Annotated in this window: 10 protein-coding genes; 3 read left to right on the top strand and 7 right to left on the bottom strand. The window is 63.5% G+C overall.

What is annotated here, in order from left to right:
- Positions 1-47: 47 nt before the first annotated feature.
- Positions 48-344, bottom strand: a complete 297-nt coding sequence (locus RI103_RS37100; RefSeq protein WP_310819610.1) for a CsbD family protein — start codon at positions 342-344, stop codon at positions 48-50.
- 379 nt (positions 345-723) lie between these two features.
- Positions 724-1893, bottom strand: coding sequence for a zinc-dependent alcohol dehydrogenase (locus tag RI103_RS37105; protein WP_310819611.1), 1170 nt, complete (start codon positions 1891-1893; stop codon positions 724-726).
- Between the two features lie 887 nt (positions 1894-2780).
- Here RI103_RS37105 and RI103_RS37110 point away from each other — a divergent pair.
- The 3 genes from RI103_RS37110 (at position 2781) to RI103_RS37120 (ending at position 5855) form a co-directional block, all read left to right on the top strand.
- Positions 2781-3665, top strand: a complete 885-nt coding sequence (locus tag RI103_RS37110) for a manganese catalase family protein (protein ID WP_310819765.1) — start codon at positions 2781-2783, stop codon at positions 3663-3665.
- A 155-nt stretch (positions 3666-3820) separates the two neighbouring features.
- On the top strand, positions 3821-4333 hold the full coding sequence (locus tag RI103_RS37115; RefSeq protein WP_310819612.1) for a phasin family protein: 513 nt from the start codon (positions 3821-3823) through the stop codon (positions 4331-4333).
- A gap of 985 nt (positions 4334-5318) precedes the next feature.
- Entirely contained in the window at positions 5319-5855 is a 537-nt protein-coding gene (locus tag RI103_RS37120; protein WP_310819613.1) for a hemerythrin domain-containing protein, read from the top strand.
- A 177-nt stretch (positions 5856-6032) separates the two neighbouring features.
- Here RI103_RS37120 and RI103_RS37125 read toward each other — a convergent pair whose 3' ends face one another.
- The 5 genes from RI103_RS37125 to RI103_RS37145 are packed head-to-tail and all read right to left on the bottom strand — an operon-like array spanning position 6033 to position 11983.
- Positions 6033-7046, bottom strand: a complete 1014-nt coding sequence (locus RI103_RS37125; protein ID WP_310819614.1) for a UDP-glucuronic acid decarboxylase family protein — start codon at positions 7044-7046, stop codon at positions 6033-6035.
- A 33-nt stretch (positions 7047-7079) separates the two neighbouring features.
- Complete coding sequence (locus RI103_RS37130) at positions 7080-8036, bottom strand: glycosyltransferase family 4 protein (RefSeq protein WP_310819615.1); 957 nt, start codon at positions 8034-8036, stop codon at positions 7080-7082.
- Positions 8026-9165, bottom strand: a complete 1140-nt coding sequence (locus tag RI103_RS37135) for a glycosyltransferase family 9 protein (RefSeq protein WP_310819616.1) — start codon at positions 9163-9165, stop codon at positions 8026-8028. The genes RI103_RS37130 and RI103_RS37135 overlap by 11 nt, the downstream gene beginning before the upstream one ends.
- Entirely contained in the window at positions 9162-10241 is a 1080-nt protein-coding gene (locus RI103_RS37140) for a glycosyltransferase (RefSeq protein ID WP_310819617.1), read from the bottom strand. The genes RI103_RS37135 and RI103_RS37140 overlap by 4 nt, the downstream gene beginning before the upstream one ends.
- Positions 10238-11983 (bottom strand): carbamoyltransferase C-terminal domain-containing protein, encoded by a 1746-nt coding sequence (locus RI103_RS37145; RefSeq protein WP_310819618.1) that lies wholly within the window; start codon positions 11981-11983, stop codon positions 10238-10240. Before RI103_RS37145 ends, RI103_RS37140 begins: the two co-directional genes overlap by 4 nt.
- Between the last annotated feature and the right edge of the window lie 22 nt (positions 11984-12005).

Raw genomic sequence — 12005 nt, forward strand, 5'->3', positions numbered from 1 at the left:
GCGGGGTGCCGTCTGCGCCAACCCGGTGAACACAGCCGCGAGCAGCCCTATTCACGATCTCCCCATCCGCTCCGCACGCTCGTGGGGCCGAAGCGATTCCCCGCACGCAATGCGCCGAGGATGAAGCCCACGCCTGCGGCAATTGCGAGCGCGGCGAACGGGCGCTCTGCCGTAGAATCGCGAACAACCTGCGCAAAATCGGCGTAGAGCTGCTGCGCCTTTCCGCTCAGCTCCTTCGCCTTGCCGCTGACTTGCGCACCGGCATCGCCCAGCAGGTCCCCAGCGGCTTGCTGCGCGCCGCCGGTAACCTCCCGCAGCTTTCCTTCTTCCTTCGTCGTTTCCATTGTCTGCTCCTTAAGTGAGTGCGGTCAGGCCGCACAGGAAAATGCGCCGGCGTGTGGTCGAGAATCCCGCTTTCATACGAAGTGCTGTCTCGACCTCGAACGGCTTGGCAAAAAGTCGCGCAAAAATTGGGCCGAGCTCGACGTGCGGAAAGGCATCCCGTCCTGCCTGCCGCATTTGCGCGAAGGCAGGCGCGAGAGTGGCGCGAACGCGGAACTGGGCGGCGCACTGCGGACCGGATGGGCAGTGCGACTGATTCAGCCCCCCGGTTGGTTCAGGTAGGGCAGCGGTCCAAACTTACAAAGGTTGCACGGCAGCCGGCACATTCGGCATCCGTTGCCTACTCCCGGCCCACTGCTCCGCCGCTCGGGCACACGCGTGTTACGGCTTTAACACGACCTTGATGCAGCCATCCTCCTTGTCGCGGAATATCTTGTACATGGCCGGCCCGTCTTCCAGCGGCACGGTGTGCGTAATGACAAAAGACGGATCGATCTGCCCCTCCTGAATCCGGCGCAGCAGGTCGTCGGTCCATCTGTTGACATGGGTCTGGCCCATCTTCCAGGTGAGGCCCTTGTTCATTGACGCACCGAACGGAATCTTGTCGATCAGCCCGCCATAGACGCCCGGCACCGACAGTGTTCCGGCCGGCCGACAAACGTAGATCATCTCGCGCAGCACATGTGGACGGTCGGTTTCAAGCATGACGGCCTGCTTGACGCGGTCGTACATGGCGTCGAACGAACGCGTCGCGTGAGACTCCATGCCCACGGCGTCGATGCACTTTTCGGGACCCTTCCCGTTGGTCAGATCCTTGAGGCGATCGAGCACACTCTCCTCGTCGAAATTGATCGTTGTTGCGCCGCCAGCCCGCGCCATGGCGAGCCGTTCCGGCACCCGGTCGATCACCACGACCTGCCTCGCGCCGAGCAGCACTGCGCTACGAATTGCCATCTGGCCGACCGGGCCAGCACCCCATATAGCAACCGTGTCAGCGCGCTGGATGTCGCAGTTCACCGCCGCCTGCCAGCCGGTGGGAAAAATGTCGCCAAGAAAAAGGACCTGCTCATCAATGAGCCCCTCCGGAATCTTTACGTGAGTGGTGTCGGCCATCGGGACGCGCACATATTCCGCTTGACCGCCCGCGTAGCCGCCGGTGAGATGCGAATAGCCGAACAGCCCGGCGGTCGTGTGGCCAAATACCTTGTCGGCCTTCTCCTTGTTGCGATTACTGCGCTCGCAAACGGAGAAATTCCCTCGCTTGCACTGCTCGCACTCGCCGCAAAAGATGGTGAAAGGCACGACGACCCGGTCCCCGACCTTGAGCTTGATGTTGTCTCTTCCCACTTCGACGACCTCGCCCATGAATTCGTGTCCCAGGATATCGCCGCTTTCCATGGTCGGCATGAACCCGTCAAACAGGTGGAGATCCGATCCGCAGATTGCGCAACTCGACACCCTGATAATCGCGTCACGGCCCTCTTCGATCACTGGATCGGGAACCGTGTCGCAGCGAATGTCGTGCTTGCCGTGCCAGCGAAGTGCTCTCATGTGACTCTCCTGTGGATAGTGACCGCGTTGCGTACCCGACCGTGGGCGGGGATACCATCTTCGGTCTAGCTCACCAGCAACGCCTGTTCCACCGGGTGGCAGACCGACCTTTTGCCGCCAGTGGTCGCCGTCGCTGAAATCCCGCAGCGGTTATTGAGGATTGCGTAATGCCTTGGTATGGATGATCTCCTGACCCGCCCGCGCCCATATCCACTCGCGAACGAAACCCGGCGCTTCGCGCGCCGCGCGACCGGTCTCCAACCAGCCTGTTGACCTTTCGAACACACTTTTCGGCGCACGGCAGTCATCATGCGGCAGACCGCTGCCTCGTACGGCGAGGCACCATCGGCAAGGCGAGGATAAGCGCCGACCAACGCTGGTGGCGCGCAACGCGCGTGCCAACTGTCTGGACCTTTGTGACACGCGAATGAGACAGGCGGTGGTCAGAATGCCGTTTGCCACGCCAGCACGACACCCAGCCGATAAAGCCCATCCTCGTGCATTCAGGACGTCTCGAGAAGTTGCCGTGATCAAGGGTTGCCGGGGGGGCGAACGTTGACGGAGGCTAGCGACAACGCCTGCGTCGCCGGGGGCATAGGTGGTCACTGTTGATTCCGCGGGCCACGCCCGCGGCACGCGGGGACAGCTTGGGCGCCGGGCACGACGCATGCGGATAACGAGGCGCAGGTAGATCTCGTTGCGTTCCTGCGCGCACATCAGGCCAGGGCAATCGCTCTGAGACGAGGGTCGGCGACATTCCGCCCATGCGTTCGTCATCGACCGCACAACCAGTTTTCCAATCAGGTCTTCTCTGTCCGAAGTCCCTTCCGCCGCTCACGGCGGGACGAACTCCGACAGAACCCACAATCGTTTTCTGGAGAAATGCGATGTTTGTGCACAACAAGCGACTTCAATACACGGTCCGCGTGGCCGCGCCCAATCCCGGTCTCGCCAATCTGCTCCTCGAACAGTTTGGCGGCCCGCAGGGCGAACTGGCTGCAGCGTGTCGTTATTTCACTCAGGCGGTAAGCGAGGATGACCCGGGCCGGCGCGACATGCTGTTTGACATTGCGACAGAAGAACTCAGTCATCTGGAAATCATCGGTTCGATCGTTGCGATGCTCAACAAGGGCGGAAAGGGCCAGCTTGCAGAAGGCGTCGAGCAGGAAGCGGAGCTTTACCGGTCGCTCACCGGGGGCGGCAACGACTCGCACACCACGGCACTGCTGTACGGTGGCGGCCCGGCGCTGACCAACTCGGCCGGTGTGCCCTGGACGGCCGCTTACATCGACACGATCGGCGAGCCGACCGCAGATCTGCGATCCAATATCGCCGCGGAAGCGCGCGCGAAGATCGTCTACGAACGGTTGATCAATGTCACCGACGATCCAGGCATCCAGGAAGCACTTGGCTTTCTGATGACCCGCGAGATCGCACATCAGAAGTCGTTCGAAAAAGCCTTGCACTCGATCCAGCCCAACTTCCCGCAAGGCAAGTTGCCGGGCGTTCCCGAATTCACCAACGTCTACTACAACATGTCCACTGGCGATGACACGCCACGCGGACCGTGGAATGAAGGGCCGGGGTGGGAATTCGTCGAAAAGCCGGAACCGGCGGTCGACGGTGGCGACGGCCTCGCCAGCGTTCAGGTCTCTGAAAAGGACGCCGAGGTGCTGAGTGCGATGGCGTCGCGAACGGCTTCCGCCACCACTGCCGATCCGGTCACGGGCGCCGACCTGGGCGCCGGGCAGGCGGCGGCAGTACCGAAGTAAAAACGCCGGCAGGCACTCATCGTCGCCGGTAGCGCAACGCCGGCGGCGGCGTTTGTTTTCGGTTAGACCGCAGAATAACCGCGCGTCGAGCCGTCCCGACACTGCCGTATGACGGCGCTATACGCGCGCCCGTCGTATCTGACAACGGAGCCTCCATGTACCCTGATCCCGTGAACCGGTCTTCCTCGCGTCAACGTAACACCGACGTCGATGCTGCCTTCCAATGCAACACTGAATTTCTGGCAGGGCTCCAGAAAGTCGTCGAGCTAAACATGCAGACCATCAAGACGTCTTTGTCCGAGCAGCACGCGTTGGCAGACGCAGCACTTTCGGCCCAGTCAGTCAGTGAGGTCATCGATCTCCAGGCGCGACAATTCCCCGCGGGGGTTAAAAAGAGTTTGGCCTTCCTGCGGCATGTGGAAGCGATCGCAGAACAGGTGGGGAACGGGTTCTTCGCGGCGTTGCAGGCGCACTTCGGAAGCTCTCTGAAGGCGTTCGCGGAGATGGCCGACAGTACAACCGCCGGAGTTGCACGGGATGGGCAGTTCGACGAGTCGGGCCTGCTCGTGACTGAGCCGTCGCCGGGCGCCGCCGCAGAGCCGGTAGCGATCGTAGACAGTTCCGGCAACATCGTTTCGTCGGACGGCGAGTGGGGCGGCACGCACTAGAACTGGCGCGGCCGCCGACGGGGCTTGCATTCCGTTGGCGCGCGGTCAGGAGGTTACGGGGCGTCCTAGTGCCCGGCTGTCGGGTGAAACTCAGCAACTCCCTACACTCCGAAACGGTCAGGATATGGGACCGTTCGTTGCGGTCCACATTGGCAGCGGTCCCCATCTCAACGCGCCAACACCACCGATGCGGGATTGACCGGGCATGGCGACGTCCGGAACAATGCAATCCGGGATCCAGGCCTTTGCTTTCCCTAAAGGACGTCCGGCCCATGATAGACGGTTCGTACGCTCATATCGCCGGCTTGAAGGTATGCGCTGAGAGCATCCGCCGACGTGCGCGAATCGTCGACCACTAGCACGCGAACTGGCGCCTCGTTGTGAAGGTGACCGTTCTGCATCCGGCCAGGGCATCCGAGCGTTTCAGGTTATCTAGATCGGAGTGCATAGGCTTCTCCTGCAGCGGCGCTTCTACGGGTCGAGGCGACCGGAAAGATTCCCCTTCTGGCATTTACCGCGTTCGATACCGCTGATTATACGCGCGAAATGAAAGAGGCCGCTTTTAACGCCGTCTGCCGCAAGCCTGCTGAACTTGCGCCACTCGAATGTACGATTTTCAGGCTGCCCGGCCATGAACCCGTGGATGGCATTCAGATCGTGGATCCGCGTTGGAACCCTTACCGACCCTATCTGGGCGCGATGCCGCCGACACCCGGGCAGCAATTCTGGACGACCGTGGCCACCTTCAGCGCTTCGTCTGGCATGGAAAGACCCTCAACGGCGCCGCGCGCGCTACGACTTTCCGGGATCGCGACGAACGCTAGGTGCCGCCCCCTCGTGTGTCGCCGGTTCTCATCCGGGTTCGTTGTCCTGAATCCGTGTACCGGCTGTCTATCGGTAGGCACACGAGTTGCTGAACTTCGTTCAACCGCCGTTCAACCGCAGCGGTCGTTACCCCATTCAACCGCGGGACCGAGGAAACAACATGGAAGTGACCAAACAGGACACGGCAGAGACTGGATCCGGCTCACAGGACGCATTAGCCGTCCTCGAGGCAGACCACCGCGCAGTGGAAAAACTGTTCGAGGCGTTCGGGAAGACTGCCGACGACGACCTCGAAGCCAGGTCGGCGCTCGCGCGGCGCGCCTGCGAAGAGCTCTCGATCCACACGATGCTTGAAGAGGAGCTGCTTTATCCGGCCGCACAGAAAGCGTTGCCGGACAGCGACACGATCGACGTCGAGGAAGCGTATGTCGAGCACTTCCTCGTCAAGACGTTGATCGCAAGGTTTGAAACGCTCAAGGCGGGCGACACCGGCTTCGATGCGACCTTCAAAGTGATGAGCGAGATGGTCGGCCATCACGTCGAGGAGGAAGAAGGGGAACTCTTCCCGGAACTGCGCAAGTCGAAATGCAATCTGCAAACGCTGGGCGAAAAGATGGCGAAGCGCAAAGCGGATTTGCAGAGCAAGCTTGACGCGGTCGGCAGCAGATCGGTGGGCGACAAGAGCGCGATGCTTTAAGTGCAGCAACCCCTTAGCAGATCGCGCATGCCAACCGGAAACCAAGCAACATGACGTTAGAACGGCGGCTTCGCAGCATGCTGCAGGACTTGCGTGGCATGTTCGGCATTGCACGACTGCGCGCCGGCCAGGGGCGGACGGTTGCCGTGCGATTCCCGGGCTCCTCCAGGCGTAATGTCATGTCGGACTATGCGCCGGCGGCGCAGGAACGCATGCACGAACTCCCGGCAATCGCCGGCCCGCGTCGAGCTGTGCAGAAAAATACCGGGCCGTGGCAGACAGGCCTTCGTCCAGGGAAGTTCGCGGTTGCCAGCCGAGCAGTTCATACGCCCGGGAGATATCCGGCCGACGATGCCACGGATCGTCGGCGGGCAGCGGATGCAATTCAATCGGCGACGCTGAGCCGGTGATCGTGACGATGCGCTGCGCGATCTCGCGCATCGTGACCTCGTGAGGATTGCCGAGATTGACCGGACCGTCCGGATCGTCCTCGAGGTTCATCAGGCGGATAAAAGCGTCGATCATGTCATCCACATAACAGAACGAACGCGTTTGCGAGCCGTTGCCGTACAACGTGAGCGGCTCGCCGCGCAGCGCCTGCATCATGAAGTTCGACACCACGCGGCCGTCAGCGGGATGCATGTGCGGACCGTACGTATTGAAGATCCGGGCAATCCGGATCGACAGCCCATGCTGGCGCCGGTAGTCCATGAACAGCGTCTCGGCGCAACGCTTGCCCTCGTCGTAGCACGAACGTGGCCCGATCGGATTGACATGTCCCCAGTAGTCTTCCTTCTGCGGATGCACCAGCGCGTCGCCATACACTTCGCTTGTCGAAGCCTGGAAAATTTTTGCCCCCACGCGTTTGGCGAGCCCGAGCATGTTGATCGCGCCGTGCACGCTGGTCTTGGTGGTCTGCACCGGATCGTGCTGATAGTGAATCGGCGAAGCAGGGCACGCAAGATTGTAGATCTCATCGACCTCCACATACAGCGGAAAGGTCACGTCGTGACGCATCAATTCGAAGTTCGCGCAGTCCAGCAGCGGCGCAATGTTGTCCTTGGTGCCGGTGTAGAAATTGTCGACACACAGCACGTCGTGTCCCTGCAGAACGAGGCGTTCGCACAGGTGCGAGCCGAGGAAGCCAGCGCCGCCTGTGACCAGAATCCGTTTGCGGGTGAGTTCTTTCATGGTGCTTTGTCCTTCGGCGTGACGGATCTGGATTCAAGCGGTGACGTGCCGCAACACCTCGTGCCAGTCCTGCGCAAAGCGGTCGATATGAAAGCGCTCCAGCGCGGTGCGCCGCGCGCCGGCGCCCAGACGCCGCGCTTCGTCGGGGTCACGCAGCAGCTCCTTCATCGCGTCTACCAGCGCGCTCACGTCGGTATGTATGAAGCCGTTCTCGCCATTGCGGATCACGGTGGTCAGTTCGGTGGTTGCAAGACCGACGATCGGCATGCCGATCATCATCGCCTCGACGATCGCAAGACCAAGACTGGTCCAGCGAATCGGATTGAAAAAGAAGCGATACCGCGCGCTGAAGGCGGCGAGTTCGAGATTGCCGATTTCACCGATGCCACCGAGCCGCTCCGCGTCCATACCGACCAGATCGAGCGGCACGCGTGTGCGCGTTTCCGCGAACACATCCGCGCCGAGCCGCCGGCCGCGCTGCGCCAGATGGTTCAACACCACGATGCCCCGTTCGAGTCCGCCGCTGTAGCGCACACCCTCGGGCACCACCACGCCATGTTCGATCACCCGCGTCGGCGTGACGCCGCAATCCCACATCAGCTGGTTGAAATGCGTGACGTGCACCAGCAGTGTGTCCGGGTCGTCGACCCAATGCCATTGCTGGAATGGACTGTCCTGAGGCGGATCGTGCTCGATATAGACCCGCGGCAGGCGCTGTTGCTCCGCGCTCAACACCTGCTCGCGGTCATGTTCCCAGTGAGTCCTGTGCTGATACAGGATCACGTCGAACTGCCGATCGGGCACCTCCTCGATACCGATCTCGTGCACGTTGTCGCCCCACGGCAGCACGCCAACCCTGCCCGCGTAGCCGGGCGGATGGCCGGGCTTCGTGACCAGATAGAAGTCGTGTGGCGCATGGGTCAGGTAGTAAAGATAGTTGCCGTGCACGTGCCAGGTTAGCACGCGCAGGTGGCGGCAATTATGCAACATGATGCCGCTCCTCGAAAGTTTCCGGGTCCGCAGATGCATGCAGCGCGTTCGGCGCGCCGGGATGCGCCCCGCTGTCCTGAGCGAGTTGCGCGCGCGCGGTCTGGACCACCTGCTCCACACTTACATTCAGCGCGCATGGATGACCATAAGGGCAGTCGCGGAACATGCATGGCCGGCACGCGGGATAGTCGGCAAGCACGCGATGCCGTGCGTGATCGAGCGGCGCCCAGCGTCGGGTGTCGCTGCCGGACGCGATCACTACCGATGCGGTGGCCGTGGCGGCGGCAATGTGCGAGATGCCCGTGTCGTTGCAGACCACCAGTCGTGCCTGCGCGACCAGCGCGGCCAGTCCGCCGAGCGACGTGGCGCCGGCCAGGGGCAGCGCGGGCGCGGTCATTGCGCCGAGCACCGCGCCGGTCAGCGGCGCTTCGGCGGCAGTGCCGGTGATGGCGATCTGCCAGCCGTCGGCGGCCAGGCGGTTGGCCACGTCGGCAAAGCGTCCGGCGGGCCAGCGACGCGACGGCAATTGCGCGCCCGGGTGAATCAGCACGAGCCGCTGCGCTTCGATGCCATGCTCAGCCACCAGCGCGGCGTACTCATCGCCGTCGCGCGTGCCCAGCGGGAACCACAACTGCCGGTCGACCACAGGCGCGCCAAGCGCATTCATCAGCGCGAGATAGCGTTCGGACTCCGGCAACCCGTCGGGCCAGCCGATGAAAACGCCAGGTCGCGCCGCCTCGTCGGGCTGCACGGAGCCCGCATTGGCCCGCGCGCCGAGTGCGAACAGCAGATCGTTCGCGATGCCGCCGCTGCCGTGCAACTGGATCGCCAGATCGAAACGCCGTGCACGCATCTGCGCAAAAAATGCGGGCAGCCCGGCGTTCGATTCGTGCTGTTCGGGAAAGCCGACCGCGCCGGGAAACACAATCAGCTCGTCGACGAGGTTCGCGTAGCGCTCGACGAACGCTTGCGCCCATGGCAAGCCGATCAACGCGATGTGCGCCTGCGGCGCCGCCTGTCGCAACGCTCGCAGCGCGGGCGCGGCGCACAGCATGTCGCCTAGTTGTAGGGCGCGAAAGATGACGATGCGGCGCGGCGCGAGCGTCGCCAGAAACGGAGCTGCATTCATAGAAAGAACACCTTGAAACGGACGGCGCCATAGATCCGCCAGAAGATGGAAAGGAACGGAACTGGAATCGATGTCCACGCCATTTCGGCAATATGCCGCCAGCTTCGATCGCGGCCGCGCAGGCGCATCGCGCAGAAACTCGCGGTCAGCACAGACCAGGCGACGAGACCGCCAAGCGCTACCGCCGGACTGCGGGCAAGCCCGCCGATCAGCGCCGTCAATGCCGCGCAGAGAATGGTGTAATAGAGCTGCGGAGGCCGCGCACGAATCCGTGTTACGAATAGTTCGGGATGCTTGCGATAAAGCAGCGCATCAAACTGGCTCTTGCGCTGCTGGGCGATGCTCACCCCCCAGCGCGCGGGCCGCACTGGATGCACGACCACCGCATCGCTTGCGCGCACTATCTCGCCCCCTGCCCGCATCAGCGCGAATTGCAGATCGGAGTCCTCGCGCCACGCGCAGGTGAAGCGTTCGTCGAACCCGCCGGTCGCACTGAGAAAGCGTCGGGCGACGAAGGCATTCGCGGTCGCGAACTCGGCGCGCTCCAGGCCACTCGCGTCCGCTTCGTAATCGGTCGGCAGCGGTGGCAGCGGCACCAGGATCGTTCCAGCGGCGGCCGCAGCGCCCGGCGCGAGCGCCGCGACGCCGGCGCTCAGCCAGTGCGGATCGGGCAGCGTGTCGTCGTCGGTGAATGCGATCAGCGGCGAACGCGCGAGCCGCCATCCGGCGTTGCGTGCGCCGGCGGGACCCTGCGTGCGCGTGACGGGCACATAGCGCACCGTAAGTCCGCGCGCGGCCTGGGCCTCTCCAATACGCTCGGCGCACGCGCGCGTGGCTTCGTCCGGACCGTCGTCACAGACCACGATTTCGTAGCGCTCCGCCGGAAAATCCTGCTGGCACAGCGCGTCAAGACACGCGGCAAGCATCGCCGGCCGGCGATAGGTCGGCACGACCACGCTGACGTCCCGGTGCGCCACCAACGCACCCGGGCAGCTCGCGGCAACTGGCTCGGCGGTGCAGCGCGGACCGGCGAAGTCGCCGCCCAGATTGACCGGACCGGACACTGGTGAACTCATGCGTGGACTCCCGGTTTCTCGACGAGGAACGGCCCGATCACGAGGGCGTCGAGCGGCGAGGTCCAGAACGATTCCACCGCGTCGCGCGGCGAGTTCACCATCGGCTCTCCACGGGTGTTGAAGGACGTGTTCACCAGAATCGGCACGCCGGTGCGTTGTCTGAACGCGGCCAGCAGGTCGTAGTAAAGCGGATGCTGCGTGCGGTTGACGGTTTGCACGCGCGCCGTACCGTCCACGTGGCGCACGGCCGGAATGCGATCGGCCTTGTCGGCGCGCACGTCGAAAACGAACAGCATGAACGGCGCGGCCTTCCCGCCGACGAACCAGTCGCTTGCATGCTCTTCCATCACGACCGGCGCAACCGGGCGAAAGTCCTCACGATCCTTGATCTCGTTGAGCGTCGCCTGCATGTGCGGATCGACCGGCGACGCGAGGATCGAACGGGCACCGAGCGCACGCGGCCCGAACTCCGTGCGACCCTGATACCAGCCGATCACTTTGCCGTGGGCGAGCAGACCGGCGGTTTCGCCGGCGATGTCGGCGAGCTTGCGGTACGGCACTTTCGACCAGCGCAGGAACTGTTCAATCTCCGCGTCGCCGTATTCCGGGCCGAGGTACGCGTGCTCCATTATCCAGCGGCGCTGGCGGTCGCCCCGTGCGCAGCGCTCGCGGTAATCGATCCATAGCGCCGCGCCGAGCGCGGTGCCCGCATCGCCGGCCGCGGGTTGGACCCAGACGTCCTCAAACGGCCCGGCATCGCGCAGCTTCGAATTCATCACGCAGTTCAGCGCGACGCCGCCGGCCATGCTGAGGGTGCGCAGCCCCGTTTGCCGATGCAGCCAGCCGGCCAGTTGCAGCACGGTTTCTTCGAGCACGCGCTGCAGCGAATGCGCGATGTCGAAGTGGCGCTGTTCGAGCGGACCGCCACGCTCGCGCGGCGGTCCGAACCGCGCGGTCAGGCGCGGTGCCTCGACGGTGTAGCTGCCGTCGGCGCGACAGCGAACGATCTCGCGGAACACATCGAGGTAGGCGGGCTTGCCGTATGACGCGAGCGCCATCACCTTGTACTCGTCCGACGAATGCAGGAAGCCGAGCCAGTCAGTGACGGCCTCGTAGAGCAGCCCGAGCGAATGTGGCAGTTCGACCTGCCTGAGCCGCGTATATTCGCCGCCGACGAACTGTCCCATGCTCGTTGTCACGCCTTCGCCACGGCCGTCCATGGTCAGCACGGCGGTGTCGTCGAACGGGGCGGCGAGAAATGCGCTTGCTTCGTGCGCGAGATGATGGTCGACGAAGTGCCATTCGAAGCCGTGCTCGCGGTCCACGCCCTGAAAACGCCTGCGCAAATGATGCGGCGCGCCGTCGAGCAATTGCCCCTTTGCGTTCGCGATGTAGCTCAAAAACAGCGGGTCCCACGGCGATGCGGAAGGGTCGGTCAGGCGCGTGCTGGTGGGATCGAACGGCAGCTCGATGGTTGCGCCCGGACGGCTGGGCATGCCGCCGAACAGCGCGGGGTCGTACGAATACGCCACGTGATCGATGTCGGCGAGCGTGATGCCGGCCGCCTTCAGGCAATAGTCGATCGCGTCGAATGGCAACTGCCAGGTCGAAAACGGCACCGGGCGTTTCGCATGTTTAACGTGCGTGAAGCGTTCGTCTTCCGCAGCGGCGAGGACCACGCCGTCGCGCAGCAACGCTGCGGCGCTGTCGTGGTAGACGGCATTGATTCCGAGTGTGTACATGGGCGTTCGCAAAGAAAGAGGT

Origin of the sequence: Paraburkholderia sp. FT54 (genome assembly GCF_031585635.1) — a bacterium.
GTDB lineage: Bacteria > Pseudomonadota > Gammaproteobacteria > Burkholderiales > Burkholderiaceae > Paraburkholderia.

Coding starts and splice junctions, on each gene's coding strand:
- RI103_RS37120 (WP_310819613.1), top strand. CDS start 5,319: ATGGAAGTGACCAAACAGGACACGGCAGAGACTGGATCCGGCTCACAG.
- RI103_RS37130 (WP_310819615.1), bottom strand. CDS start 8,036: ATGTTGCATAATTGCCGCCACCTGCGCGTGCTAACCTGGCACGTGCAC.
- RI103_RS37145 (WP_310819618.1), bottom strand. CDS start 11,983: ATGTACACACTCGGAATCAATGCCGTCTACCACGACAGCGCCGCAGCG.
- RI103_RS37100 (WP_310819610.1), bottom strand. CDS start 344: ATGGAAACGACGAAGGAAGAAGGAAAGCTGCGGGAGGTTACCGGCGGC.
- RI103_RS37135 (WP_310819616.1), bottom strand. CDS start 9,165: ATGAATGCAGCTCCGTTTCTGGCGACGCTCGCGCCGCGCCGCATCGTC.
- RI103_RS37110 (WP_310819765.1), top strand. CDS start 2,781: ATGTTTGTGCACAACAAGCGACTTCAATACACGGTCCGCGTGGCCGCG.
- RI103_RS37105 (WP_310819611.1), bottom strand. CDS start 1,893: ATGAGAGCACTTCGCTGGCACGGCAAGCACGACATTCGCTGCGACACG.
- RI103_RS37115 (WP_310819612.1), top strand. CDS start 3,821: ATGTACCCTGATCCCGTGAACCGGTCTTCCTCGCGTCAACGTAACACC.
- RI103_RS37125 (WP_310819614.1), bottom strand. CDS start 7,046: ATGAAAGAACTCACCCGCAAACGGATTCTGGTCACAGGCGGCGCTGGC.
- RI103_RS37140 (WP_310819617.1), bottom strand. CDS start 10,241: ATGAGTTCACCAGTGTCCGGTCCGGTCAATCTGGGCGGCGACTTCGCC.